Origin of the sequence: Vibrio nomapromontoriensis, assembly GCF_050337205.1 — a bacterium.
GTDB classification, from domain to species: domain Bacteria; phylum Pseudomonadota; class Gammaproteobacteria; order Enterobacterales; family Vibrionaceae; genus Vibrio; species Vibrio nomapromontoriensis.
Genome location: NZ_JAKJSS010000007.1, coordinates 453110 through 478500, shown reverse-complemented (window position 1 = coordinate 478500; position 25391 = coordinate 453110). Strand labels below are relative to the sequence as shown.

Here is a 25391-nt window from a genome sequence, read left to right as displayed (position 1 = left end):
ATACCCACCGCAACATAAGGAAAGGTCTGTTTTACGTGAAAGCAGACGATCGTGTTGTGATTCACTTCAGGATAGTAACCAACTACTTCGTCAAATTATGACGAAAATTGGTACCAATAATGACAAGTTCCACCCGAGGACAATTTACTTCCCGCTTCGGCTTTATTATGGCTGCAGCCGGCTCCGCTGTCGGTCTAGGTAACGTTTGGGGGTTTCCAACCCAAACGGCAAGTAATGGCGGCGCCGCCTTCCTTTTAATTTACCTGTTAATGATGGCGCTGTTAGCTTACCCAATGCTGGTTGCAGAATTAACGATTGGCCGTTTTGGGCAATCTAACCCTATTGCTTCACTGCGAAAAATATGGACAAAAAATAAGTTCTTAGCGGTAGCATTTGGCAGCATAGCAATGCTCACAGCCTCAATGATTCTAAGCTTTTATGCCATTTTGGCAGGCTGGCTAATTGGTTTCGGTGCAGAGCCGATCCTTCAGTTGATAGGACTCCACAGCCTTGCTGATTGGTTGGTGACGTTTAGTACCGGGCGAAACGTCTTTTTGACCGTGTTGTTTATGTCTCTGACGGTATTTGTTGTTCGACGCGGTGTCGCCGATGGTATTGAAAAATGGTCGTCGCGTTTAATGCCGCTGCTGTTTGGTCTGTTTTTGTTATTGATTATCTATATCTTGACTCAAGATGGTGCAATGACCGGTTTGAAAATGTACCTGATTCCAGATTGGAGTCATGTTAATGCTGGATTGGTGGTCAACGCGATGGGGCAGGCTTTCTTCTCGCTTTCCTTAGGTGTGGGAGCCATGATGGTTTATGGGTCGTACTTGAAAAAAGACGTTAATATCCCTAAAACCGCGGGACAGGTCGCGATTATTGATACCGGTGTGGCATTCTCAGCTGGGCTTCTAATTATGCCCGCTATGTTCGTTGCAAAAGCGAATGGCGTACAGATTTTTAATGAAGTTGGCGAACTGATTAGCTCTGGCAACCTGGTTTTTGTGGTACTACCAAGTTTGTTTGACACTATGGGGTTTGTTGGTGAGTTTCTCAGTGTGGCATTCTTTGCCTTAATGGTTATCGCAGCATTAACCTCGTCGATAGCAATGCTAGAAGTGCCAGTTGCTTGTTTACACGAAGAAATGAACATTAAGCGCGATAAAGCAGCAATGATGCTAGGTGGAATTATCCTACTTTGCAGTACCATTATTGCCGCTAACTTTGGTCTTCTGTTTGATTGGGTGGCCACCGCTTCAACCATGTACATGCAGCCGTTACTCGGTGTGGTATGGGCAGTCGTGATTGGATGGGTGTGGCATAGAAATGCGCTTCTTCAAGAAATTAAGCAAGGTCACCCAGAAATAGAGACGACGTGGTTTTGGAAGATCTGGCCATGGTATGTCAAGTTTGTGTGCCCAGTGGCTATCTTAACGGTGTTTGCGTATCCGTTTCTTTAAACATGAATAACGCGAGTACTATGCTTGTAACTTGAGCTTCGTGTCTCGCGTTCGCTTCAACGCTGATGAATTAATGCCAATCGGACTTTGTGCGATTGGCATTTGTTATTTGTAGCGTTGAAAATGACACTAGCGCTATTATCGCTGCCTATTTGCTTTGTTTTGTGTATGATCGGCGCCAGTAATTTGCCCTGTGTAGTGTCTATGTTTGATATTCAATTTGAAAATGACCACTTTGTGGTCATCAATAAACACCCCGGCGTCAGTGTACATAAAGACGATGGCGATACCATGCTGGTGGAAGAGGTAGCAAAAGTTACCGGTGACGCCAAACTGTATCTTGTGCATCGTTTGGATAAGATGACGTCAGGTATTTTGCTGTTAGCCAAGAATGCTACGATTGCTGCCGAATTGTCGCAACTTTTTGCTAATAAACAGATAGAGAAGTTCTATTTAGCGATTGGCGAGAAGAAACCGAAAAAGAAACAGGGGCTAATTTCCGGCGATATGGAGCGTTCACGACGTTCGATGTGGAAATTGATGACGACGAAGACTAATCCCGCCACGACTCAATTCTTTTCAGTGGCTGGTGATAATGGCGAGCGGGTGTTTTTGTGCCGCCCTTTAACGGGTAAGACACACCAAATCCGAGTTGCGTTAAAGTCGGTGGGGTCTGCGATTGTAGGGGATCCTATATATAACGTCAGTTCAGAGTCCGATCGTGGTTACCTTCATGCTTTTGCGCTGCGTTTTGCTTGTCTAGGTACGGACTACGAGTTTGTGTGTGATCCAAGAAGCAATACAATTTATGGTGAAAAGTGGCACTCTGAGGCCGTGAGCAGTGCCATTTGCGCTTGGGCTACCCCTTGGAATTTGACGTGGCCGAAAAAATAGCGAAAGGCTAAGATTCGTGGAGAATAACGATGAATAAAGATAATTTGCTCGAGTTTTTTGAAGAAGTAACATCACAACTGACTCTAGCACCGAACGAAGTTCGCCGGCTTTTCCATGGACGAGGTAAGCGTTGGCCTGGATTAGAGCAACTCACTTGTGATTGGGTAAATAATCAGTTGTTGGTGAATGTTTTTAAGGAAGTGGATGAAAGCTTCATTAATGCGTTGACGGATGGTTTAGAGCAAATAGTGAACAGCGAGTTATGGCAAGCCAAAGCTGGGCAGTGTGTTGCGATTCAGCATCGCTACCTAGATGGAGCGCCAATGAGCGTAGTCTGGGGAGAGTTAGATACACGTCCGGTGGTGATGGAATCTGATTGTAAGTACCAATTGGATATAGGGCGTAACCAAAATTTTGGTTTGTTCTTAGATATGCGCCTTGGTCGGGATTGGGTGAAAGCCAACGCAGAAGGGAAGCGGGTGCTTAATCTCTTTGCCTATACGTGTGGCTTTTCTGTTGCCGCAATGGAAGGGGGCGCGACACAAGTTGTCAACGTTGATATGGCTCGCTCATCACTAAATAAAGGGCGTGAGAACCACCGTGCCAATGGGCATGATCTTTCAAATGTAACGTTTCTAGGCTACGACATTTTCAAGTCGTGGGGAAAAATCAAGAAGTGCGGCCCTTACGAGTTAGTGATTATTGATCCGCCATCTTTTCAAAAAGGCAGTTTCGCACTCACTAAAGACTATAAAAAGATCTTACGTCGCTTACCTGAACTAATGACGGAAAGTGGCGAAGTAATCGCTTGCGTTAATTCGCCAGTCGTTACCCCAGATTTCCTGATTGATAGCATGAAAGAAGAAGCGCCGGGACTGAAGTTTGTGGAGCGGCTAGAGAATCCGCCAGAATTTGCCGATATTGACCCTGATGCGAGTTTGAAAGTCCTGCTGTTTAGAACAACGAATTAGTCAGTCGTTTTGCGAAATGGGCGTACTATTTGAGATAATATATGCCTAAGTGACGTGATGAGCAGACATAAAAAACGGCGCCTACGAGTAAGTGCCGTTTGTTTGTCATCATTGGGTGATTAGTTTACCCAATCTTTCAATTCAAATGTTAGCGTATGCTCACTACCTTTAAGTTCTAGGCTGTCTTTTGTAAGATGGATCTCGCTCCAATCGGATAATGCTTTTGACATTGTCATTTCAACGTTCATTGCATTATCACCACACATCTTCATGGTCATACCCATTTTTTCGATACGGAACTGACCATCTTTGAGTTCACCCTGACCAAAGAAGTTGTTGCATCCAGCGCTACCGTTTGCCGTCATCTTTTCACCAATCTCTAGGCGAGGTTGTTGGCCTTGTTCGTCGAGTTGAATCGCTTTGCCATCAATCTGAACTAGATTCCAATTATGGTGTTGAAGATCCTGAGCGGTTACGGTTGCCATAGGTTCTTCTGCGCTGTTATTTGCAGTAGTACACGCGGTGAGTAATACAGGTACCGCGATAGCAGCCAGTAGCGTCTTTGAAAAAATCTTCATAGTATGTGTCTCCAACTAAATGAAATTATTGATAAGTATAATTAATAAAACACTGTTTTTTGTCAGGCGAGCGTTATCTTTAGTATAGTGTTTTTTTAAGGGTACCGATAATATACGATCGAATTAACAGCAAGAATTACTAAATTGTATTAATTTGAGACTATTCTTACTAAGTTGAATTCTAAGGGACAGCATAGGGAGGTCAGTGATGGAACAATTAGAGTTTTTCAACGTTCCGAGCCCATGTGTTGGAGTATGTTCGGTTGATAATAAAGGCTATTGTCAAGGTTGCATGAGAAAAAGAGAAGAGCGTTTTAATTGGCTTTCTTTTACGCCAACTCAACAGCTGCACATTATTAAACTATGTCGTCAGCGCTATCGGCGAAAAATGGCAAAAGCTAGACAAGAAGATGCGTTACAAGATGATCTGTCAAACCCACAACAAAGTCTATTCTAGTGCTGTGTAAATTACCTTCGTTTTTTCTATTCTTCGAATAATTAGCCTCTAATACAATGACGTTGTTTTGAATAGCCCCAATTTGCATCAATGCAGCGGGTATCACTGTTATTTACTGCCAGGGTTGCTTTCATACGGGCAACGACACAGTTAGGTTAGTGACGAACCATAATTTAGCGCATGTTATAAAATGCTGTTAATTTTATCAATCATGATGGTATTAGGTGTGAATTTTCAAGAAGCGTGAGTAAGCGCGAGAAGTGTGATCTTAGTTCATGAATTCTCTGGCTACCTAATGAGAATTCTGTTTATATAGTTAGGGACAGTTATGTAAAATGCGAATAGATTCATGCAGATACTTATTTGTGACGATTCTTCCGTTGCTCGAAAGAGCTTAGAGAGAAGCATTGTAGCACCAGAAAACAGCCATATTATTTTTGCTGAAGATGGATATCAAGCTCTTGATATTCTTCGAGAAGGTAACATCGACCTCATGTTTTTGGATTTAACTATGCCAAAAATGGATGGCTTCGAAGTGCTAGCTCTGATGAAACATGAATCTATATCCACAAATATTGTAGTGATATCTGGTGATATTCAGCAAAAAGCTCAGGAACGTTGTTTTCAACTCGGTGCCTATGCTTTCATTGAAAAACCACTAAAGCAAGAAATTGCTGAGCCGCTATTTCATGATTTAGGATTAGAATTCCGTCTTCCCGAGATTACCAAGAAAGCTTTTACCATTAAACAGAGTGTTGAACGGTTTCGTGAAACCGCCAATATAGCGTTAGGTAAAGGGGCATCAGTTATTGCTCAGCAATTAAAAGAGTTTATTCAATTACCCGTTCCTACTGTTGGCGATCTTTCTTTTGGTGAAGTGACCATGATGATAGAAGACAATCTTAGCCGCGAAGATAACTATACGGTCGCACAACGATTTGTTGGTGGCGGCATGCATGGTGAGGCGCTAATTTGTATTACCGGAAGCGATATTAACCAAGTCGGTTTGCGGTTTGGGTTTGATCAAGGTGAGTGTACTCGTGATGAATTAGTGGTGAATCTATCAAACGTGCTGGTTTCTTCATTTCTAGTTTCAATGTCAGAACAGCTGGGCGTAGAGTTTTCACTTCGAGAACCATTGCGAATAGACCATTTCGCGCCTCAAAACTCAATGATGAGCGACTCTGAGCACATATTTACCACAGAATATACCTATGACGCAGAAACGTTGGACTTAAATTGCTCCGTATTGTTTATGTTTGACCAAGAATCAGTGGATATTATTCATAGGCAGATGGAGATATTACATTGAAAACGATGACATTAGAGTTGTCCGACTTTCACTGGACGATGCAGCTTATAGATACTTTAGACGCAGGGTTAATTGTGGTGGATAAGGAGCATAAGGTCTGTGCTTGGAACAGTTTTATGCAAAACTACAGTGGAGTGAATGCGGATCAAATTATGGGCAGAAGCCTGTTTGAATGTTATCCAAACCTTCCAGAGAAATGGCTCAAGACTAAGCTCAGTTCAACCGAAAAAATGCGCACTCGTGGTTTCTCTAATTGGAAAGATCGGCCGATTATTTTTGAATTTAAAAACTTCTCCCCAATTTCTCAAGGGTTGCTAAACATGTATCAGAACATGGTTATCACCCCTTTAAAGTCACCAACTGGAGAGATCACTCATTTTGCTATCATGCTGCAGGATGTGTCAGACATTGCCAAGAGTCAGATGCATCTAAAGCGCTCCAATGAGAAGCTGACAGAGTTAGGGCGGGTTGATGGGTTAACTGGGTTATTTAATCGCGCTTACTGGGAATCGTGTGTAATTGAAGCGTTTAATGAGGCCAAAACAAAAGGCAGACAGCCGACATTAGTCATGTTCGATATTGACTACTTTAAACGAGTGAATGACAACTTTGGCCATTCTTTTGGTGATGAAGTGATTAAAGAAACGGCGAGTCAATTAAGCAAAGCTGCGAGAGGTAGTGATGTTTGCGGTAGATACGGTGGAGAGGAGTTTGCTGTGTTGCTTAACGATACCACTGCCGATCAAGCATACTACTTTGCTGAGCGCTTAAGAAAACGTATTGAATCGCTCGATATTGAGACGGCGGAAGGTGCACTAAAGTACACCATCAGCTTAGGGATTGCCGAGTTAACGGGCAATGATAGTAACCATGTCGAGTGGTTGAAACGAGCTGATAAAGCCCTTTATCAATCAAAAGAAGATGGCCGAAACAGTACGAATATCGCTAGCTAACCTGCGGTTTAGCAACGCAGACAACACTACGCCCTGGGTACTTTGGATTGGTTCCGCGCAGGGATATTGCGGTAGTGATACATCAATATAACGACTGTCGCGACGGCTAAGACTCCAATACCACTGGTAGCTAAGAACACCATGACTCCTTGGATATCCTGATGATCCAGTTGATGGCCGACAATATAAGTCCCTATTGAAAACCCGATAGAAACCGCGGCAGCCATATAACCTTGGCTGGTTGCTGGTCCAAAAGGGCTAATTTCATCGGCGAAACTCGCAATGGAGATATCATTCCATGCGCCATTAATGATTGAGATAAGTATTAACGATAACGGAAACAGAGCCAAAACATCGTTTCCGAACATTAACCAAATACCGACACCCACGAAGGTATTTATCGTCACAGTTCCTAGCCAAAGAATGTGACTGCCATGTTTTTCCATCCACCTTCCAGCCGGTGCCAACGCGACTAACGTAATCAGCGCTGCAGCTGCCATGCCAAATGAAGAATGAGACAGCTCGACATCAAAAGCCTGCGCTATAATAACAGGCCCCATCTCAACCATATTTGACCCTACAAACATTGACAGTAAAACACACAAAACAAAGCAAAACCAAAGCAACGTAGAGTTTGTCTTTGGCGTAGAGCTTACAGTAACGCTCTCTTGTGTTGGATGATTAGACTGCATTGAGTGAATAGATTGTGGAGGACGTAATAGGCTGATAGCTAGGCAGGCGATATCCAGTGAAAGTAGGGCGGCAAGTTGTACAGTCGTCGAAAGTGAGAAATGGTGCAAAATCCCCATGGTGATGCCAGCAATGACCACACCTGCCATTTGAAATTGAAATAATAGCCGTAACGCATTGGCTTTTTCTTTTGCTTCTTGGTTTAGGCGAATAGCAAAGGTTGGATTAAGGATGAGTAATAGGTTACTTCCTAAACCAATACATAACGCGACAAACCAATAGTGCCAATGTGTCTGATTAACAAATAACAAAATAAATAAAGCGAGGCAGTGACAAAGCATCGCCCCCAGGTGTAGTTGTCGATGAATTAAGTAGCGGTCGGCAATGGCGCCTAGCAGCGGTGCCACCAAGCCAGTCAGGCCCAAAATTAACATGACCTGGCCGACTAATAAGCCACTGGATGTGCGCTGCAAAATGAGTGGAGCAATAATAATAGCCACACCAATCCATTGAACAATGCCCATGGATGCTTGGCTTGTTAGCCATAAAGATGATCGTTTCATTATTTGTACTCGAGGGAGATGTCGAGCTAATAGTGTACGTGAAATGCTCAAACGACCAGCGGTCACTGAGCGTCAAATTACTTGACGAAATGATGTGAGTGGCAGTGAAAATTGCGCGCATAAAAGAGGTGATGAGACCAGCGTTTTAGGCGCGCCTTTAAGGATTTTAGAAGTTAGGTCAAGGCTTGTTGTGGGTTATTGACTAAGCTTTGCCACTGCTGCTTTTTCAGCTTAATGTGATGCTCAAGTTGCTCTAACTGAATCGAAAGGAGCGCCTGCTCATATTTCTGTTTCACATTATGCTTTGCGTCTTTAATGCATTGTTTTTTTAGGTCGTCGTATTCTTTGAGTTTAGATACAAGTAACTGAAACTCTTGTTCAATCATCGCGACGATACGATCAGAGTCTGGTAAAGAGACCGCTTTAATTTTTGCTAATTGCAAGGTTCGAGCTAATCGTGCTTTCTCTATTTTGTATGAGGAAACACGTTTAAGGTCTTTTGTGAGCCCTAGCCAAGAGCAACTCTTAATTAGCCATTTAGTTGGATCAAACTGCCACCAACGGATGCCGTTTCGATAGTCGTGTTCAAAGATATGATGGAAGTTATGATAGCCTTCACCAAAGGTTAGAAAGGCAAGGAATCCATTGTCTCTCGCGGTATTTTTAGTGGTGTAGGGCTGTGATCCCCAAACGTGTGCCAACGAGTTAATGAAAAAGGTGGTGTGGTGACTTAGTACTAAACGTAAGGCTCCAATCACAAGCATAAAGCCGAGTAGGTCGCCGTAAAGTAAACCGAGAAAGATAGGGAGTCCTACATTCATCAGTAGTGCTAAGGGGACGTAGTATTTATGTTGCCACATGACCACAGGATCTTTTTGCAGATCTCGACAGTTCTTATAATCGGTATATCGAGACGCTTGATACTCTCTTAACATCCAGCCGATGTGGGAATACCAAAACCCTCGCTTTGCGGAGTAGGGGTCTTTGTCATTGTTGTCTACGTGCTTGTGATGAACACGATGATCGGAGGACCAGTGTAGGATACTGTTTTGTAGGGCAAAAGCGCCACCGATAGCAAAGATGTAACGCATAACGGGGTGGGCGTTATAGGTTTTGTGTGACCACAAGCGATGATACCCAGCGGTGATCGACATACCGCAGAAGATAAAGCTAAGCGCTAGCCAAACCCAATGGTGTGCCGTGTAACCGTAGGCGATGCCGTACCAAGTGACGCCAACAGTTGCCAGTAAGAACGTCCCCAGAAAGATGGTGACGTTTAGCCATATAATTGGAGGTTTATTTGTCGTGCTCATAAGTTCCTGACCGAGTTGATTTTTCATTTAAGCTTACGCTTGTAAGCTAGAATATCAGCGTACACGTGTAAGTCAAATGGACTAATTCAATTTTGGCGAGCGGCATAAAAAGAGTTGTTACAAAGCGTAAATTGAGATGGCGATAATCCAGCACGGCATGGCCATGAGGTAATAAAGTTAAGCTGAAGTGAAAGTGGTCGTTTCAGCTTAACTGTATTGGGTTAGAGATATTATTATTGGGTTAGAAAGGTATTTGCTTGATTAGAGTGATGGTTTGATGGCTTCTTGCGTTTTTTGTATGGCTGGAGCATCTTGCTCCGTGTTGATTTCTTTGGGGGGATGTTGCCGATAAATGGCTTCAAATTGTTCGAAGTTAGTAACCAGAGTGTCGACAACCATAGGGTCGAATGCTTTGCCCGTTTGCATGGCGATATATTGTTTCGTCTTTTCAATAGGCCATGCAGGCTTATAGGCTCTTTTGCTCAAGAGCGCATCGAAGACATCAGCGATGCTGACAATACGAGCTTCCAGCGGAATTGCGGTATGGGCGAGATTTAATGGATAACCTTGACCATCATAACGTTCATGGTGACATAGGATAATATTTTTCAAAAATTCTATTTCGGCACTGGTGGAGTGAACAGCATCAATTGTCGTTAACACATCATCAATAATATCGACGCCATAATGGACATGTTGATTCATGATGCTTCTTTCTTTGGCCGTAAAACGTTTAGTGCTAAAAAGGATTTCATCTGGAATGCGATATTTCCCAATATCATGAAATGGTGCGTAGAGTTCAATCCATTGAATAAACCGGTGATTAATGGGCTGAGATTTCGCTAGTAATTCAGCAAGGAGCTTGCTGTATAGGCCCATTCGGTGTAAATGATCCGCTGTTTCTGGGTCACGTTTATGACTAATGCTTAACGCCAGTTTTAATGCTTGGAGCAACATCTGATGTTTGTTTTTATCATGGCAGAGCAGACTAAAGATCACTTCTTTGACAAACAAGAGATCTGAATGCAAGGCGCCGTTTTCAAAATAGCCGGGTTGCGTGGAATTAAAAAAAAGTAGTGCCCCTTCCGTTTGATTCAGCTTAATACCGATAGTGAGACTGCTTTGGTGTCCAAGAGAGCGGAGCTTTCTGACTCGCTCATTGTTGGGTAATTCAGCGAGGTCAGAGACAATACGAATTTCTTCATTCTCAATGATTTGCATAAGAGAAAGGCAGGAAGAAGAAGCCATTGATACCACATCATAACGATCGCCAGTATGCTGAGAATCGATGACGTGAAAGTTTTCTAAGTAATCTGAATGGGTCACGGTGACGCAGAGTCGTGACAGCAATGGGTAGCTTATTTTGAGAGATTCAAATAACTCATCGATGCCGTTGCGACAGCTTAATGCTCGGTTTGTTGTTGAGATGCAATTAGTATAATCCATACGTTTCTTATCAATAGTTTTTATATGGTTATTTAGATAGTAATCAGCATTATGCATTGAATTCAAGTGATCAACTTCTCACTCAATGATGTAAACCAATAAACAGGAAGTTGCATGTTTTACTTGTGATCTCGCTATCAAGCTAATGATATTGAAAGCGAAAACGTTTGCTTGGTTGTTTTTTAGACGCTAATGTAACAAACAAATGTTTGGCTATGCGGACATATGTTTATGACGGAACGTGAGCAACAGATTCTAGAACTGATCAAGCAAGACCCTATGATTGCCCAGCAAACCTTGGCGCAGCAACTGGGACTTAGCCGCAGCGCGGTCGCAGGTCATATTATGAATTTAACTCGTAAAGGGTTTATTCATGGCAAAGGATACGTCATCGCGCCGGAGCGATATGTTGCGGTTGTAGGTGGAGCAAATATGGATTTGTGTGGTCGTTCGACCGCTGATCTTATTATGGGGGACTCCAATCCTGGTGCCCTGACATCGAGTGCCGGAGGGGTGGCACGAAATATCGCTGATAACCTTAGCCGCTTAGGCAGTAAAGTCGAATTTATTGGTGTCGTTGGGGATGATTTGTGGGGTGAGCAATTAAAGGATGCATGTCGACAAGCGAGTATTGGGATCGAGCATGTGCTGACAGTTGCGGGTAAGCCAACCAGTACTTATCTATCGATCCATGACCCCGCCGGAGAGCTACAACTGGCACTCAATGATATGTCATTAATTGATGTCCTGAGCGGAGAACTATTAGCTAAACGAGCCAATATTCTTAATTGCGCCTCTGCGATTGTCCTTGATGCTAACCTAAGCGAAAGTGCTTTGGACTATCTGTTCTATGCCCACGCTGATAAACCGATATTGGTTGATCCTGTTTCTAGCGTGAAAGCAACGAAACTTACGCCCTACCTTCATCATATTCATACCTTAAAGCCCAACTTATCTGAAGCGGAGCTTTTGGCGGATTATACGCTAAGCCATGTAGATAATTTACCTGAATTGGCTAAACGGCTACATGACAAAGGGATAAAGCAATTACTGATTAGCTTAGGACGACAAGGCGCGTTTTCTAGTTGTGAGGGTGTTGGTCAATTTATCCCAGCACAAGACGTTGAAGTGAATAATGTGACCGGAGCGGGGGATGCCCTAATGGCCGGTGTGACACACGGATTTATTTCCGGTTGGGATTGGACACAGAGTGTGAACTTTGCGTTAGGTGCAGCGAGGTTAGCACTACAGTCCAATTCGACCATCAATACTATTATGTCAGAAAGAGCGGTAACACGCCTGATTGAGGAAGCAGCATGTTAAACACCTATTTAGATATATTACCGGAAGTTGCCGACGCGTTAGCCAATAATCGACCTGTCGTAGCACTAGAGTCGACCATCATTTCTCATGGCATGCCTTATCCTCGTAATGTAGAAACGGCATTACTTGTGGAACAAACAATCCGAAATTCAGGCGCGACCCCAGCAACCATTGCCATTATAGAAGGGCGACTTAAAGTAGGATTGAGTGAGGCGGAAATTACCCACCTTGGCCAAGCGGGTACAGCGGTGACCAAAGTAAGTCGTCGTGATATTCCGTTTATGGTCGCGGGCAAAAAAGATGGTGCAACGACAGTCGCCGCTACTATGATTCTTGCCGAAATGGCAGGCATTAAAGTGTTTGCGACGGGCGGTATTGGTGGGGTACATCGAGGCGCTCAAGAAACGTTTGATATTTCAGCCGATCTTCAAGAGCTCGCCAATACGGATGTTGCCGTAGTTTGTGCAGGAGCCAAATCAATATTAGATTTGGCACTGACTCGTGAATACCTTGAAACACAGGGCGTTCCGGTGATTGGTTATCAGACAAGCAGTTTGCCAGCCTTTTATACTCGAGAAAGTGAGCACAGCGTGGATTATCGTCTTGATAGCGCAGAACAAATCGCGGCCGCCTTAAAGGCGAAATGGGTGATGGGGTTAACGGGGGGAGTTGTGGTCGCTAATCCAATACCCCATGAGTTTGCAATGCCTGTTGAACACATTAACGCGGTTATTGAACAGGCGCTAGCGGAAGCGGACGATCAAGGTATATGTGGTAAAGAGTCAACGCCATTTTTATTAGCTCGCGTTTGTGAATTGACTGGTGGAAACAGTTTGGATTCAAATATTCAATTGGTACTCAATAATGCTAGATTAGGCGCAGAGATTGCCAAGCAATACTGTCAAAGTTAGCACATACTAGGCAGTGCTGAACCCGATACCGTAGCAAATTGCTTACAGGACCTGCGGTAGTAATCATCAAAGAGTTAAGGCAAAATGCTAGCAATTTTGTTAGTTAAGTGAGCCTTATGATGTTTAAAGCTGCAATCTTCGATATGGATGGTTTGTTACTCGATACTGAGAATGTATGTAAGAAGGTATTTAGCGAAGCCTGCCGAACGCTTGGAGTACCGTTTTTTGAAGAGCTGTACCTTTCGATCATTGGCTGTAATGCGAAAACGATTCGTACTCGCCTTACTGAGGGCTACAAAGATGTGATTGATTATGAATTGATCCATCAAGAGTGGCGTAAAAACTATGATGCTGTGGTGCTTCATGAAGCGATTCCGGTAAAAAAGGGTGCCATTGCATTGCTTGATTGGTTGACGTTGAAGAACATTCCTTTGGCCGTTGCGACATCGACTCAGCGCGATGTCGCTGAGGTGAAGCTTAAGCTCGCAGGTTTAGATGGTTATTTTAGTAATATCACCACGGGTTGCGAAGTGACACATGGTAAACCCCATCCGGAAATATACTTACTCGCGGCACAACGACTAGGTGTTGCACCAGAGACTTGCTTAGCGTTTGAAGACTCTAATAATGGTGTAAAATCGGCCATGGCGGCAACGATGAAAACCTACCAAATTCTCGATTTAGTAGAACCTTGTGATGAGGTTCGTGCTTTGAATCCACATACGCATGAATCACTATTTTCAGTCTACCTCGAGTTATCAAAGTAATTTGTATCGGTACCCAAACAATTTCTTCGAAGGTGTGATGAATTCTGCATCTTGAGGTCACTTGGGTATATAATTGAATTTCATGGAAATAGTGGAGTGACGTTTTGAAGCAAACGCAGCGCCATCGCGAAATTCTTGCGATGCTGACACAAAGCGGTTTTGTTAATACCGAAGAGTTTGTTGACGAATTTGGGGTTAGCCCACAGACCATTCGTCGTGACTTAAATGATTTAGCTAAACAGGGATTAGTAACGCGTCATCATGGCGGCGCATCACTGCATTCAAGTACTGAAAATGAAGCCTATTCTGCGAGAAAGGTCCATTATCAGGAAGAAAAGACACGTATTGCCAACGCGTTGGTTTGTCGAATTCCCAATGGCTCGTCGTTGTTTATCGATATCGGTACAACGACAGAAGCAGTCGCTTTCGCGCTACTGAATCATCAAGATCTCAAAGTAGTGACAAACAACATCAATGTCGCGAACATTTTACGAGTAAAAGATGATTTCACCGTCATTGTTGCTGGTGGACAGATCCGCAATAAAGATGGTGGCATTATTGGTGAAGCCGCGAAAGAGTTCATTGAACAGTTTCGTCTAGACTTTGGCATCTTAGGTATCTCTGGGATCCATGAAGACGGGAGTCTACTCGACTTTGATTTTTCGGAAGTGCGTATTGCCCAAGCTATTATGGAATGTTCTGGTCAAACTTTACTAGCAGCTGATAGCACGAAATTTAACCGTGGAGCCATGGTCAATTTGGGGCACATTTCTCAGGTTGATGCGTTTTTCACGGATGAAAAGCCGCCACAAGAGCTCATTGATATTATGGAACAAAGTGACGTCGATTGGTACGTATGCGAGTAAACGTGAGTTGTTTGCCGATATTTCAATACTAACGGTGTCGCCGTTTTATATTTAGATACAATTACTCATTAAATGCAGTAGCTTTGACATCTATTGATCAAGTTATCTGCTGTAGTGACAAAGATGGATGTGATGTAATAACCCACGTGAGCAGTTGATGGTCCACTTTCAACTCGGTCGCGCATCCAACTTAGACATGGTACTGATTAGGCACCGTACTGATGTTGCCTTGCTGTGTAATGCAGCAAGGCTTTTTTTATTTTGGGTTGAGTAAAACGGTTTTATTTAGGTTCTAGTCAAGCCTTGTCTGCATCGCTAAACGTTTCGGGATGAGGATTTGGTTCGGCCGATAGCATCTTCCCAGCCTTGGTAGAGAGCGTCACGTTGCTGGCGATCAATTGCCGGGCGAAAGACGCGCTCAATTTCTTTTTTATCAGCCAATTCATCTTGGCTTTGCCAAAAGCCTGTAGCAAGTCCTGCTAACATCGCCGCGCCCAATGCAGTGGACTCACGTACAACGGGCCTAACGACTTTACTGCCCATAATATCGGCTTGAAACTGCATTAAGAAATCATTAGCAACCGCACCGCCATCGACACGGATTTGGCTCAGCTTGATGCCGGAGTCTTCTTCCATCGCAAGAAGCACATCGCGGCTTTGATAGGCAATGGATTCAAGTGCAGCGCGAATGATGTGGTTGCGATTGGTACCTCGAGTGAGTCCCGTTAAAGAACCACGGGCATGCGGGTCCCAATACGGGGCACCTAGCCCAACAAATGCAGGCACTAAGTACACGCCATTCGTGTCATCAACCTTTTCTGCAAAATATTGTGTGTCTTGTGCATCACGAATTAAGCCTAATTCGTCGCGCAGCCATTGAATGGTTGCTCCACCCATAAAGACGCTGCCCTCTAACGCGTAGGTCACGCTGTCACCAACTTGGTAGCCAATCGTGGTGAGTAGCCCATGCTTAGAGGCCATGGGGGTTGTACCTGTGTTCATTAATAGGAAGCACCCAGTACCGTAAGTGTTTTTTACCATGCCTTTTTTAAAGCACTGTTGACCAAAAAGTGCAGCTTGCTGGTCGCCGGCAATGCCACTGATTGGAATGTCTTCTGTCCCTCCACCAATATGTGCGTAGCCATATATCTCACTGCTTGATTTGACCTCGGGAAGCATCGATCTAGGGATATTAAAAATGCCAAGAAGTGTGTCATCCCACTGCAACGTATGAATATTAAATAGCATGGTTCGTGAAGCGTTACTGACATCGGTCACATGAGATTTACCATGAGTGAGTTTCCACACTAACCAAGTATCCACAGTGCCAAATAGTAATTCGCCTTTTTCTGCTCGTTCACGAGCCCCTTCGACGTTGTCGAGTATCCAAGCAATTTTGGAGGCAGAAAAGTACGCATCAACGACCAGTCCGGTGCGTTGGTTAATGATGGTATCGTGGCCATCTTGCTTGAGCTGATCACAAAAGTTGGCTGTGCGGCGACATTGCCAAACAATGGCATTATAAATGGGTTGACCGGATTCTTTGTCCCAAACAATGGTGGTTTCGCGTTGGTTAGTAATGCCTATGGCGGCAACATCTTCATTGGCGATATCTGCCTGAGCAAGCACTTCGGTCAATGACGAGCGCTGTGTCGCCCATATCTCCATAGGATCATGTTCGACCCAGCCTGGCTGAGGATAGATTTGAGTGAACTCTCTTTGTGCTGAGCACACCGTGTTGGCGTCGCGGTCGAAGATGATCGCACGCGAACTAGTCGTACCTTGATCTAATGCGACGACGACGTTTTTAGGCTTGTTCATACCATTCTCGTTCTTAGTTTTTGTGGGATTAGGTTGGACTATTAGCTACTTAATAGAACTCGATATCGCACCGTATTAGGTGATTGCAGGCAGGGCGAAAAAAGTTGTTTACACGTTTAGTTAATACGTGGCCACTGCATCAATTAAATGTTCGTTATCGACCATATGAGCATTAATTTGCAGATATTTTAATAATTCTTCAGAAAATTTGCTTTTACCTATCTCGCAAAATTAGCCTTGTAATACTTAAGTATTAACGAAGTGTGACAAAACACAAGTTCACTTTAAGGAAGACAAATAAGTGTACAAAATGCTCGATCTTTTCGTTTTCGAGCATTATAGTTAGTTAAACGAACATTGGTGCGCATTATTCGGTTTCGATAAAGGGTGAGCAAAGATGAGTGTCTCAGAAAAAATGTATGATTTAGTGGTGATTGGCGGCGGAATAAATGGTGTTGCTGTGGCTGCGGACGCCGCAGGTCGTGGGTTGAAAGTTGCACTTTATGAAATGAATGATCTTGCGTCAGCAACTTCATCCGCCAGTAGTAAACTGATTCATGGCGGATTGCGCTATTTAGAGCACTATGAGTTTCGTTTAGTGTCAGAAGCGCTTGCGGAAAGAGAGGTGTTATTAAAAAATGCCCCACATCTTGTTTCCCCTCTTCGTTTTCAGCTACCTCATCGCGCGCACCTACGTCCGGCATGGATGATTCGAGCCGGACTATTTTTGTACGATACTTTAGGCAAACGCGTGTCTTTGGCCAGAAGCAACAGTGTGAAATTTTCGGCTGAAGACAGCCCGTTAAAACCAGAAATGACAGTGGGGTTTGAGTACTCCGATTGCGCGGTCGACGATGCGCGTTTAGTCGTAACCAATGCCAAATTGGCGCGGGAGAAAGGGGCGGAGATACACACCCGAGCAAAATGCATTAACGCGCAGCGAAGTAATGACGAATGGCAAATTGACATTGAACACAGTTTGACTGGAGACGTGTCAAGCGTACGTTGTAAGGCGCTAGTGAATGCCGCTGGACCTTGGGTTGACCGCTTTTTCGACCGTCAGCTTGATATGGTTTCGCCTCGCAGTATTCGCTTAGTGAAAGGCAGTCATATTGTTGTACCTCGTATGTACAGTGGTGACAAGGCGTTCATTTTACAAAATGAAGATAACCGGATTGTGTTTGTCATTCCTTATATGGGGCACTACTCATTAGTGGGAACGACGGATGTTGAATATCAGGGTAACCCTAGCGAAGTGACTATCGAAGATAGTGAAGTTGCCTACTTGTGCGATGTGGTCAATCAGCATTTCAAGAGTTCAATTAGCGCTGACGATATTATTACTACGTGGTCAGGTGTTAGGCCGTTATGTGATGATGAGTCAGACGACCCTCAGGCGGTGACACGAGACTACACTATTGAGTTAGATGACCCACTCAATGATGCGCCATTACTGTCCATTTTCGGTGGTAAGCTCACCACCTATCGAAAATTGGGACAAGCGGCTGTCGATAAACTTGCGCCATTTTTTCCGAAAATGGGACCAGAGTGGACCCGAACAGCAGCACTACCCGGAGGCAATTTCTCTAATCGCGAAAGCTTAGTTGCCGAGGTGATGAGCGAACATCGCTGGATGGACGAGTCTTTGGTTAAGCGATGGGTACATGCTTATGGAACCATGATCTATACCTTATTAGAAGGCAAGCAGGCGATAGATGATTTAGGACAGGAATTTGGTGCAGGACTGTATCAAGTTGAAGTCGATTACCTATTAGATGCAGAATGGGCTGTGACTGCTGAGGATATTTTATGGCGCCGTGGTAAGTTAGGTTTGGCGATAGATAGTATTCAATTTAATGCCTTAACAGACTACATTGCTTCTGTGGCGCTAAAACGTGCTCGACCATCTTTGAAATCCGTGGGCTGATGCTACGGCTGCTGTTTATGAATGACGGTTGCTTTTTAGAGCTTCGATAAATAATAAAGCCGCTATTTTACTAGCGGCATTATTACTGTTACTCGTCGTGTCCGTCTATTTATCGTCTACGACTTCAATTAATACGTCACCTGTCGCGCCACTTGGTGTACTAATACCGAGATAGTTAGACAGCGTTGGTGCAATATCGTAAGGCGTCACCGCTCTATTGACCGTTTGTGCTTTCAACTGATTTCCAGCAAAAATCACCGGAACGTGAGTGTCGAATCGCCATGGTGAACCATGAGTAGATGCTATCGTAAGCCCATCCATATCATTGATATAGGTTCTTTGGTCGAAAACCAAATAGACATCGCCAGAACGAGATGGATGGTAGTTGTTTCGAATTAATTGATTCACTCTCGTATCGGCGACTCGGTTGGTTGCAATATCATTGCTGGTAACTGCGCTGGAAATTCCGGTAATTTTTACCACTTCCTCTGCAACAGCTTTTTGCACCTTGGCTAAGTCCAATTTCTTTTCTTTAATCATCACATGATCAAGATAGATGTATGGCTGGGCATAGAGCTTAATCACATCTTTGTTTAAACCAAATTCTGCTTTTAGTCTCGCTTCCAATCCGGACTGCCAGAGCGCATCTTTTTGAAAATAGAACGGTTGCTTAAGACCCAGTTGATTTGTAGTCGGTGACGCTTCAGGTACGCCGTGATCGGCAGAAAGGACGATTAATGTGTTATCTAAGCCAACGGACTTATCGATGGATTCGAACATAGTCGCCAGCGTTCGGTCAAGACGGATAAGATTGTCTTCCGTTTCTAAGCTAGAAGGGCCGTAGAGGTGAATGACGTAATCGTTTGAAGAGAAACTCACAGCAAGAAAGTCGGTGCTATTACCTTGGCCTAACTTTTTCTCTGCTATTAATGTGTTGGCGAAATCAGCAGTGATTTCATCCCCTGCTGGGCTTACCGTTAACATTGTTGAATAGTATTGGAAGGATGCAGGACCATAGGGATGTGGGAAGGTTCTTTGAAAGCCCGCCAATTCGACTTTGTGATCTTGATTATGCTCTATAACAGAGTAAGCCTCCTGATCCAAAGATAACTGCCACTTTTTGCCCGAGTAGCGATCCGGGAACGATTTTTCATTCCACTTCGTTACCCATGCTGGTGTTTCATCATAGTAATAGTCACTGGTGACAAACTCTGATTGAGCTTTGGAAAACCAAAAGGCCTTTCCAGCATGACCAGCGAGAGAAATGGCACCTCTATCCTTAACGGAAACAGAATACACTTGTGATTGACCGCTGCTGGCAATGGTCAGCTCATCACTAAATGTTGAAGACAAAATAGGGGCTGGTGAGCGGCCATCTCCCTGTGCGGTTTTTTGTGTAGGGTCGATCTCTGTCGCTTTATTGACCCCAGAACCTTGCGTTAGCATCGCGTAGTTAGGATCTTCAACGTTATACACCAAACGGTTTAGATTTCGATCAAACCAAACGTTACCGACCATACCGTGCACCGAAGGTGGTGCGCCAGTGGCTAGAGAAACATGGCCAACAATAGTTTCGGTGTTAGCGTGTTGGTAATTGGCGTTAGTGTAATACACACCTTCATCCATAAGATAACGAAAACCACCTTCGCCAAAGTTGTCTTTGAAGCGCTCGATCAAATCGGCTCTTAGTCCATCGACGGTAATCTGTACGACGAGTTTCGGAGACTGAGCTGCGTGCAGAGTAAAGCTTGCAAGAGCTGCAGTTGTGATAATGGTGGTATGTCTTGCAAGGCGTAATAAATGTTCATTAGTAGGCATAAGGTTTCCTTTAGAAGGATGCGGTTCACTATGATATTTAAGCCAGATCACCGAGTATAAAGTAATGATAAAAATGCTGCTGGACCGGAGCGAACGGTGTCTGCCCCTTGAATATAATTAAACAGCAGCATGTGATTTAGCTTAGGAGAGTTTCGATGAGAACGGGAGAATAATGGCGATAATTTGCTCCGATCTATCTGATAACTAAACGATATTGATAGTATCGGATTCTACTTGCTTTAAAGTTATATCGATTATGCTCGGCAGAGAGCAGAGAGCAGAGAGCAGAGAGCAGAGAGCAGTGGTGTTCGGCACCGCCTAAGGTGCCGATAGAAAAATGTACTAAACCGCTTTACTCATTCTCATGGAGTTAAGGCGATAGAAAATGAGTGAACCTAGCAGTATCGCGCACCCAACTATTTTGTTGAGTGGCATTGGCTCTGAGTAAATGATGATACTTAATATCAGTGTCCATATTGGCTCAAGAAGCATGAGCAGCGCCGCATTGGTCGGTTGTGCGAATTTTTGTCCCGTAGTTTGCATCAAATAACGTAAGCTGGTAGCCAGCACAACACTCAATCCAAACCATGTCCACGTTTCTGTTGAAATAACCTCAGGCCATGACTCGACGCAAAAAGAAAGGATCAGCCCGAAGCAACCAGCAGAAAAAAGCTGAAATGTTGTTAATAGCATCGGTGACAGACGTGCTGAATATTTGCTGTTTAAATTGAAGTGCACGGCAAGACCAACAGCCGCTGTTAAAAACCATAGGTGGCTTGTCTGTGCATGCCATCCGCCATTCCAAGAAAGCAAAAATAAACCAACGAGTGCAATGGGGAGTGATAACCAGAATGCGCGCACGGGTTTATTGCCAAATAGCCCCCAAGCAACCATAGGGACGAATAACATGGAAAGGCTCATAATAAATGCTCCTTCACCCAGAGTTTCACTTATCGAGATGGCATGAATCCAACAAAAGATGGAAAGAGCAAGCGCACTACCGACCCCCATAGCGCGTAAAGCATCCTTGAAGCTGGTTGTTTTAAGGGCTTTTAAACAAAATGGCAATAGGATCAGCGATGCCAGCAAAAAGCGTAGACCAATGAAACCAAAAGGAGGGAGTCCCTGTATTGCCTCTTTGGAGAAGACCCAGCCAGCTCCGGCAAGTAGAGTGGTAAAGATTAATATAAATTCAGCGCGAAAACGGTTAGCCATAACGAAGATATCTTGGTTTTTTGTTTATTTTGCGCTATTTGGCGACAAGACTCCATCTAAAATCCCGTAGAAAAGAGGGTTTTGGTGACAGCCTAACCTATTGAGTGAGCTTTGCATCACAAGGGGATTTATTTCCAGAGTGAATGCATGCGATTGATCAACGTTTCATTAAAAACCACAAATGCAACTGTGTGCACTTGTGTTGGGCATCCTATAGTAATAGAGGAAGTGGTGATATCTATCTGGTGAGCGGGAGTACAGTATGGCGTTTTTTTTGTATAGCAATGATTCTCTCACAGTCATAGAGGTACAAGCGAATCGATTTGATGCCAAAATGATTCCGCTCTTTCGCCAGTACCTTAATCAGTTCGAGCAACTCGCATCTAACAAATTACTCATTGACTTAACGGGGGTGATTTTTATGGATAGCAGTGCACTTGGGACGATCATGGCTTTACATAAAACCCACGACTTTGGAGAGATGTCTATCATCAGCCAAAGCCCCTCGGTACTCAATTTATTCAAATTGACTAAAGTCGACCAGCTATTGAATATCTATCGTGATATTGATCACGCAGTGGCGGACATGGGGTGATCAATTTGAATACAAACAAGCCACTTCGTACTCGAGGAGGGTGGTTTTAGTTGACGTAACATACGTTGTCATACACACTAACTGTCAACTTTTCGTGACACTTTCAGTAGGAATACCCAGTGCGTTTAGAAGTCTTATGTGAAGATAGACTCGGATTGACTCGTGAGTTATTGGACATTTTAGCGTCCAGAAGCATTGATTTACGTGGCATAGAAATCGACATTACGGGGATAATTTATCTTAACTGCCCAGATATTGATTTTGATACATTTCGCGATCTAATGGCGGAAATTAGACGAATTTCAGGTGTTAAAGATGTTCGAAAGATCCAATTTATGCCTAGTGAAAGGCATAACACTGAGTTGGTTTCTTTGCTAACTAATCTTCCATATCCGGTGCTTTCTATTAACTTGAAAGGTTCTGTCGATATGGCGAATCACGCCGCACTAAAATTGCTTGGAAAAAGTGAGCAAGAAGCCATCGCACAACATATCTCTCATTTGTTACCGAGTTTTCAATTTTCAAAATGGATTGAGGGTGATATTTGCCGCCAGAAACAAGCGATTGTTGTTGATGGCATGGATTACTGGATGGAGATTTTGCCTGTATACATTACGGGTGAATCCAATGAGACGGTGCTAGCTAGCGCTGTAATGAGTATTCAGCCAAGTAGCACGGCGATTGTTTCTGAGTCACTGTCTGACAATAATACCCTTGGTTTTGAGCATTTCGTCGGTGTCTCAAACCGTCATAAAGCGTTGATGAGTCAGGCAAAGAAATTGGCCATGTTAGATCAACCCTTATTGATTGAAGGGGATACGGGGACAGGTAAAGAAATGCTGGCGAAGGCTTGCCATAGTCGCTCAAACCGTGCATCTAACCCATTCTTGGTTCTGAGCTGTGCTTCTATGCCTGATGACGTGGCTGAAACAGAGTTGTTTGGTCATGCGCCTGGTTCTTTTAATCACGAGCATGGTCATAAAGGTATTTTTGAGCAGGCGAACGGTGGCACAGTATTGCTAGATGAGATTGGTGAAATGAGCCCTCATCTGCAAATTAAGCTGTTAAGGTTTTTGCAAGACGGTACGTTCAGACGTGTGGGTGAAGAACATGAAGTACACGTAGATGTGAGAATTATTGCTTCCACTCGTCACAATCTAGCGGATTTAGCGGAGCAGGGGGCATTTAGAGAAGACTTGTATTATCGCCTCAACGTACTGACGCTGACGATTCCACCACTGCGTGAGCGAGCGAGCGATATTGCACCATTGCTAGACTTATTTATTGCAAAACACAGTCAAAAGTTGGCGATTGCTAAGCCACAATGCACAGAGACACTGGTAAAGGATCTCGGCAGTTACCCATGGCCGGGTAACATGAGACAGCTCGATAACTCGGTGCTACGAGCATTGACTCAAATTAGTGGTAATACCTTGCAGATTGAAGACTTTAAGCTACCTAAGCTGGAGTCAGTGGCGACAAGCGGTGCGAACCTGAATCTAGACGGCTCATTAGATGACATGATGAAGGACTACGAGTCTAGAATTCTTGAGAAACTGTACCAGTCATTTCCATCGAGTCGAAAATTAGCAAAGCGGCTGAACGTGTCACATACATCCATTGCTAACAAATTGCGTGATTACAACATTCGCAAGAATTGATGTTGAAGGCGTCGGACGCTAATAAAACACACGCAATAGTGTAAAGTCGTCAGTGGCCTAGCAAATGGCACTGCGACTTTCGCTGGTAAGGCATTTGATCTCGCCAATTATTGTCAAATATCAGGGAGTTATAATGGAAGATAGCAGCTCGGCGGTGGGAATACATTGCCGTGATGGGAATGTGCTGATTCGTACCGCCAAACCCTCAGATGCGTACACAATATCCAACTATTTTCAGGAAAATAAAACGTTTCTAGCACCTTGGGAGCCTAAGCGAGATTCCGCTTTTTATCGAGCGGATACTTGGGCAGCAAAGTTGGTTAAGCTGGAAGAGTTACACCGACTCGGGCTTGCCTATTATTGCTTAATTTTCGATACGGATTCAAAAGAGATGAAGGGCACGGTGTCGCTGAGCAATCTTGTCAGGTTTCCACTTCACTCATGTAATTTAGGCTACTCGTTAGCCGAAAATGCCCAAGGCCATGGGTATATGCGCAAAGCTCTCGCCATGGTGATTCCTTATATGTTCAATGTGCAAAATATGCATCGCATTGCGGCGAGTTATATGCCTCATAATGAACGAAGTGCCGCAGTACTTAATGCCATGGGGTTTCAAAAAGAGGGCTATGCAAGTGATTACTTGCTGATAAACGATCAATGGGAGGATCATATCCAGACGGCATTGATTAACCCTAATTGGAGAGCCAGTTAATATTGGACAGCCAGTAAATATTGGAGAATCAGCTAATGAAGCGTCTTGAACAGCAACTCACATTACTAATGGAATTGGACAAGCTTAAAAGCGTATTGCGCCGAACTCGAATAAAAAGTTCAGCTGGTCGCTTTGAAAATAGTGCGGAACACAGTTGGCACGTGGCGATGATGGCGTTGTTATTAGAAGAGCATGCTAACGAACCCGTAGATATTGCTGTCGTGGTGAAAATGCTGTTACTGCATGACATGGTGGAAATCGACGCGGGTGATACTTTTGTCTACGATGTTGCCGCATCATTAGAACAAGAACAAAAAGAGCTAGCGGCGGCAAATCGGCTGTTTGCTATGCTACCGCAAGAACAAGGCGACGAGTTGTTTTCGATTTGGCAGGAGTTTGAAGCGGCAGAAAGCCCAGAGGCTAAATTTGCCAAGGCACTCGACCGGTTAATTCCGATGCTGTTGAACTATCATAATCAAGGTCAAAGCTGGTTAGAAAACGATGTGTCGAAGGAACAAGTCATGAAGGTGAACCAGAAGATAGAAAAAGGTTCACAAGTGCTGTGGGATAAAGCACAATCGCTGATAGAAGAAGCCGTAGAGAACGGCTGGTTAAAACACTAGGAGACTGAATGTCGTACACGACTTTGGATGAATACCAAAGAAAATGGATTTTCACTCATCAATCTATGCCTGTACCAGAAAGTGATTGGCCTTTCATCAAACCGATGACGCAAGCACGTGCAGCACAGTTTTGGAAAGAAAATATCAGTGCACAAAGCCCCGATGCTGAGCGTATGTCCTCTCAGGACTGGCCAATGAAAGACAGCAACTGGCAAGAAAGTGTCGATTGGATGAAAGCATGGGAAGCCGATGACAACGCATTGCCAGAAGCGGTGGCGGAATTTATTGACTGGCAAGACGACGTGACGGTGTATTTTTGTTATGAAAAATACAATGTGATTGAAACCAAGTGGTCGATTTTCAAAAAGTATTGGAAGAACTTTTTGTTTTACGATGATGGTCCGATTTTGTTAGGGCGTCGTAGGCAGGAATCGCTATGGTTCTCAACCAAAGGCACCGTTAGACTCGGTCGCCGAAGTTAAATGCTAATAGTTAAATGCCGATAGTTAAAT

The 25391-nt window shown here is 44.0% G+C and carries 23 protein-coding genes; 16 read left to right on the top strand and 7 right to left on the bottom strand.

Going from position 1 to position 25391, the window contains the following annotated elements; genetic code table 11:
* The first annotated feature begins 119 nt into the window (after positions 1–119).
* The 3 genes from L4D05_RS06245 (at position 120) to L4D05_RS06235 (ending at position 3328) form a co-directional block, all read left to right on the top strand.
* The gene (locus L4D05_RS06245; RefSeq protein ID WP_428793360.1) at positions 120–1463 is read left to right on the top strand and encodes a sodium-dependent transporter; all 1344 of its coding nucleotides are present in this window, start codon (positions 120–122) and stop codon (positions 1461–1463) included.
* Positions 1464–1667: 204 nt separating this feature from the next.
* Entirely contained in the window at positions 1668–2357 is a 690-nt protein-coding gene (locus tag L4D05_RS06240) for a TIGR01621 family pseudouridine synthase (RefSeq protein ID WP_428793359.1), read from the top strand.
* A 29-nt stretch (positions 2358–2386) separates the two neighbouring features.
* A complete protein-coding gene (locus tag L4D05_RS06235) occupies positions 2387–3328 on the top strand; it encodes a class I SAM-dependent methyltransferase (protein ID WP_428793358.1) in 942 nt (313 codons plus the stop codon).
* 119 nt (positions 3329–3447) lie between these two features.
* On the opposite strand, the gene L4D05_RS06230 is transcribed toward L4D05_RS06235, so the two are convergent.
* Positions 3448–3906, bottom strand: a complete 459-nt coding sequence (locus L4D05_RS06230) for an META domain-containing protein (RefSeq protein WP_428793357.1) — start codon at positions 3904–3906, stop codon at positions 3448–3450.
* A gap of 208 nt (positions 3907–4114) precedes the next feature.
* Here L4D05_RS06230 and L4D05_RS06225 point away from each other — a divergent pair, with 208 nt between their 5' ends.
* From L4D05_RS06225 to L4D05_RS06215, 3 genes are all read left to right on the top strand, one after another.
* On the top strand, positions 4115–4363 hold the full coding sequence (locus tag L4D05_RS06225; RefSeq protein ID WP_428751873.1) for a DUF1289 domain-containing protein: 249 nt from the start codon (positions 4115–4117) through the stop codon (positions 4361–4363).
* A 349-nt stretch (positions 4364–4712) separates the two neighbouring features.
* Positions 4713–5675: a response regulator gene (locus L4D05_RS06220; protein WP_428751875.1), complete on the top strand. Its 963-nt coding sequence runs from the start codon at positions 4713–4715 to the stop codon at positions 5673–5675.
* 5 nt (positions 5676–5680) lie between these two features.
* The gene (locus L4D05_RS06215) at positions 5681–6628 is read left to right on the top strand and encodes a GGDEF domain-containing protein (RefSeq protein WP_428751915.1); all 948 of its coding nucleotides are present in this window, start codon (positions 5681–5683) and stop codon (positions 6626–6628) included.
* Between the two features lie 26 nt (positions 6629–6654).
* Here the strand turns inward: L4D05_RS06215 and L4D05_RS06210 are convergent, their stop codons facing one another.
* The 3 genes from L4D05_RS06210 to L4D05_RS06200 all read right to left on the bottom strand — a co-directional run bounded on the left by L4D05_RS06210 (position 6655) and on the right by L4D05_RS06200 (position 10640).
* Entirely contained in the window at positions 6655–7881 is a 1227-nt protein-coding gene (locus tag L4D05_RS06210; RefSeq protein ID WP_428793356.1) for an MFS transporter, read from the bottom strand.
* 173 nt (positions 7882–8054) lie between these two features.
* Positions 8055–9194 carry an acyl-CoA desaturase gene (locus L4D05_RS06205; protein ID WP_428793355.1) on the bottom strand — a complete coding sequence of 380 codons (1140 nt, stop codon included), beginning with the start codon at positions 9192–9194 and terminating at the stop codon, positions 8055–8057.
* Positions 9195–9455: 261 nt separating this feature from the next.
* Positions 9456–10640, bottom strand: coding sequence for an HD-GYP domain-containing protein (locus L4D05_RS06200; RefSeq protein ID WP_428793354.1), 1185 nt, complete (start codon positions 10638–10640; stop codon positions 9456–9458).
* Between the two features lie 231 nt (positions 10641–10871).
* On the opposite strand from L4D05_RS06200, the gene L4D05_RS06195 reads away from it, so the two are divergent.
* From L4D05_RS06195 to L4D05_RS06180, 4 genes are all read left to right on the top strand, one after another.
* Positions 10872–11963, top strand: coding sequence for a PfkB family carbohydrate kinase (locus L4D05_RS06195; protein ID WP_428793353.1), 1092 nt, complete (start codon positions 10872–10874; stop codon positions 11961–11963).
* Positions 11957–12874, top strand: coding sequence for a pseudouridine-5'-phosphate glycosidase (locus tag L4D05_RS06190; RefSeq protein WP_428751880.1), 918 nt, complete (start codon positions 11957–11959; stop codon positions 12872–12874). Before L4D05_RS06195 ends, L4D05_RS06190 begins: the two co-directional genes overlap by 7 nt.
* 116 nt (positions 12875–12990) lie before the next feature.
* Positions 12991–13641 (top strand): HAD family hydrolase, encoded by a 651-nt coding sequence (locus L4D05_RS06185; RefSeq protein ID WP_428751882.1) that lies wholly within the window; start codon positions 12991–12993, stop codon positions 13639–13641.
* 104 nt (positions 13642–13745) lie between these two features.
* A complete protein-coding gene (locus L4D05_RS06180; RefSeq protein WP_428793352.1) occupies positions 13746–14507 on the top strand; it encodes a DeoR/GlpR family transcriptional regulator in 762 nt (253 codons plus the stop codon).
* A 315-nt stretch (positions 14508–14822) separates the two neighbouring features.
* On the opposite strand, the gene glpK is transcribed toward L4D05_RS06180, so the two are convergent.
* Complete coding sequence (glpK, locus tag L4D05_RS06175) at positions 14823–16328, bottom strand: glycerol kinase GlpK (RefSeq protein ID WP_428751884.1); 1506 nt, start codon at positions 16326–16328, stop codon at positions 14823–14825.
* Between the two features lie 397 nt (positions 16329–16725).
* Between glpK and glpD the strand changes: the two genes are divergently transcribed.
* Positions 16726–18255, top strand: a complete 1530-nt coding sequence (gene glpD / locus L4D05_RS06170) for a glycerol-3-phosphate dehydrogenase (protein WP_428793351.1) — start codon at positions 16726–16728, stop codon at positions 18253–18255.
* Between the two features lie 105 nt (positions 18256–18360).
* Here glpD and L4D05_RS06165 read toward each other — a convergent pair whose 3' ends face one another.
* Entirely contained in the window at positions 18361–20073 is a 1713-nt protein-coding gene (locus L4D05_RS06165; protein ID WP_428793350.1) for an alkaline phosphatase family protein, read from the bottom strand.
* Between the two features lie 342 nt (positions 20074–20415).
* Positions 20416–21288, bottom strand: coding sequence for a DMT family transporter (locus tag L4D05_RS06160; protein ID WP_428751887.1), 873 nt, complete (start codon positions 21286–21288; stop codon positions 20416–20418).
* A 262-nt stretch (positions 21289–21550) separates the two neighbouring features.
* Here L4D05_RS06160 and L4D05_RS06155 point away from each other — a divergent pair, with 262 nt between their 5' ends.
* The 5 genes from L4D05_RS06155 to L4D05_RS06135 all read left to right on the top strand — a co-directional run bounded on the left by L4D05_RS06155 (position 21551) and on the right by L4D05_RS06135 (position 25361).
* A complete protein-coding gene (locus L4D05_RS06155; RefSeq protein WP_428751888.1) occupies positions 21551–21883 on the top strand; it encodes an STAS domain-containing protein in 333 nt (110 codons plus the stop codon).
* Positions 21884–22002: 119 nt separating this feature from the next.
* A complete protein-coding gene (gene tyrR / locus L4D05_RS06150; RefSeq protein ID WP_428751890.1) occupies positions 22003–23544 on the top strand; it encodes a transcriptional regulator TyrR in 1542 nt (513 codons plus the stop codon).
* Between the two features lie 133 nt (positions 23545–23677).
* Positions 23678–24256 carry a ribosomal protein S5-alanine N-acetyltransferase gene (gene rimJ / locus L4D05_RS06145; RefSeq protein WP_428793349.1) on the top strand — a complete coding sequence of 193 codons (579 nt, stop codon included), beginning with the start codon at positions 23678–23680 and terminating at the stop codon, positions 24254–24256.
* Positions 24257–24291: 35 nt separating this feature from the next.
* Positions 24292–24879 (top strand): HD domain-containing protein, encoded by a 588-nt coding sequence (locus L4D05_RS06140; protein ID WP_428751893.1) that lies wholly within the window; start codon positions 24292–24294, stop codon positions 24877–24879.
* A gap of 8 nt (positions 24880–24887) precedes the next feature.
* Complete coding sequence (locus L4D05_RS06135) at positions 24888–25361, top strand: DUF2947 domain-containing protein (protein WP_428751895.1); 474 nt, start codon at positions 24888–24890, stop codon at positions 25359–25361.
* Positions 25362–25391 lie beyond the last annotated feature (30 nt).

What these genes read in the sequence shown, in the direction of transcription:
- L4D05_RS06245 (WP_428793360.1), top strand. Translation starts at nt 120, where the DNA reads ATGACAAGTTCCACCCGAGGACAATTTACTTCCCGCTTCGGCTTTATT.
- L4D05_RS06240 (WP_428793359.1), top strand. Translation starts at nt 1,668, where the DNA reads ATGTTTGATATTCAATTTGAAAATGACCACTTTGTGGTCATCAATAAA.
- L4D05_RS06235 (WP_428793358.1), top strand. Translation starts at nt 2,387, where the DNA reads ATGAATAAAGATAATTTGCTCGAGTTTTTTGAAGAAGTAACATCACAA.
- L4D05_RS06230 (WP_428793357.1), bottom strand. Translation starts at nt 3,906, where the DNA reads ATGAAGATTTTTTCAAAGACGCTACTGGCTGCTATCGCGGTACCTGTA.
- L4D05_RS06225 (WP_428751873.1), top strand. Translation starts at nt 4,115, where the DNA reads ATGGAACAATTAGAGTTTTTCAACGTTCCGAGCCCATGTGTTGGAGTA.
- L4D05_RS06220 (WP_428751875.1), top strand. Translation starts at nt 4,713, where the DNA reads ATGCAGATACTTATTTGTGACGATTCTTCCGTTGCTCGAAAGAGCTTA.
- L4D05_RS06215 (WP_428751915.1), top strand. Translation starts at nt 5,681, where the DNA reads ATGACATTAGAGTTGTCCGACTTTCACTGGACGATGCAGCTTATAGAT.
- L4D05_RS06210 (WP_428793356.1), bottom strand. Translation starts at nt 7,881, where the DNA reads ATGAAACGATCATCTTTATGGCTAACAAGCCAAGCATCCATGGGCATT.
- L4D05_RS06205 (WP_428793355.1), bottom strand. Translation starts at nt 9,194, where the DNA reads ATGAGCACGACAAATAAACCTCCAATTATATGGCTAAACGTCACCATC.
- L4D05_RS06200 (WP_428793354.1), bottom strand. Translation starts at nt 10,640, where the DNA reads ATGGATTATACTAATTGCATCTCAACAACAAACCGAGCATTAAGCTGT.
- L4D05_RS06195 (WP_428793353.1), top strand. Translation starts at nt 10,872, where the DNA reads ATGACGGAACGTGAGCAACAGATTCTAGAACTGATCAAGCAAGACCCT.
- L4D05_RS06190 (WP_428751880.1), top strand. Translation starts at nt 11,957, where the DNA reads ATGTTAAACACCTATTTAGATATATTACCGGAAGTTGCCGACGCGTTA.
- L4D05_RS06185 (WP_428751882.1), top strand. Translation starts at nt 12,991, where the DNA reads ATGATGTTTAAAGCTGCAATCTTCGATATGGATGGTTTGTTACTCGAT.
- glpK (WP_428751884.1), bottom strand. Translation starts at nt 16,328, where the DNA reads ATGAACAAGCCTAAAAACGTCGTCGTCGCATTAGATCAAGGTACGACT.
- glpD (WP_428793351.1), top strand. Translation starts at nt 16,726, where the DNA reads ATGAGTGTCTCAGAAAAAATGTATGATTTAGTGGTGATTGGCGGCGGA.
- L4D05_RS06165 (WP_428793350.1), bottom strand. Translation starts at nt 20,073, where the DNA reads ATGCCTACTAATGAACATTTATTACGCCTTGCAAGACATACCACCATT.
- L4D05_RS06160 (WP_428751887.1), bottom strand. Translation starts at nt 21,288, where the DNA reads ATGGCTAACCGTTTTCGCGCTGAATTTATATTAATCTTTACCACTCTA.
- L4D05_RS06155 (WP_428751888.1), top strand. Translation starts at nt 21,551, where the DNA reads ATGGCGTTTTTTTTGTATAGCAATGATTCTCTCACAGTCATAGAGGTA.
- rimJ (WP_428793349.1), top strand. Translation starts at nt 23,678, where the DNA reads ATGGAAGATAGCAGCTCGGCGGTGGGAATACATTGCCGTGATGGGAAT.
- L4D05_RS06140 (WP_428751893.1), top strand. Translation starts at nt 24,292, where the DNA reads ATGAAGCGTCTTGAACAGCAACTCACATTACTAATGGAATTGGACAAG.
- L4D05_RS06135 (WP_428751895.1), top strand. Translation starts at nt 24,888, where the DNA reads ATGTCGTACACGACTTTGGATGAATACCAAAGAAAATGGATTTTCACT.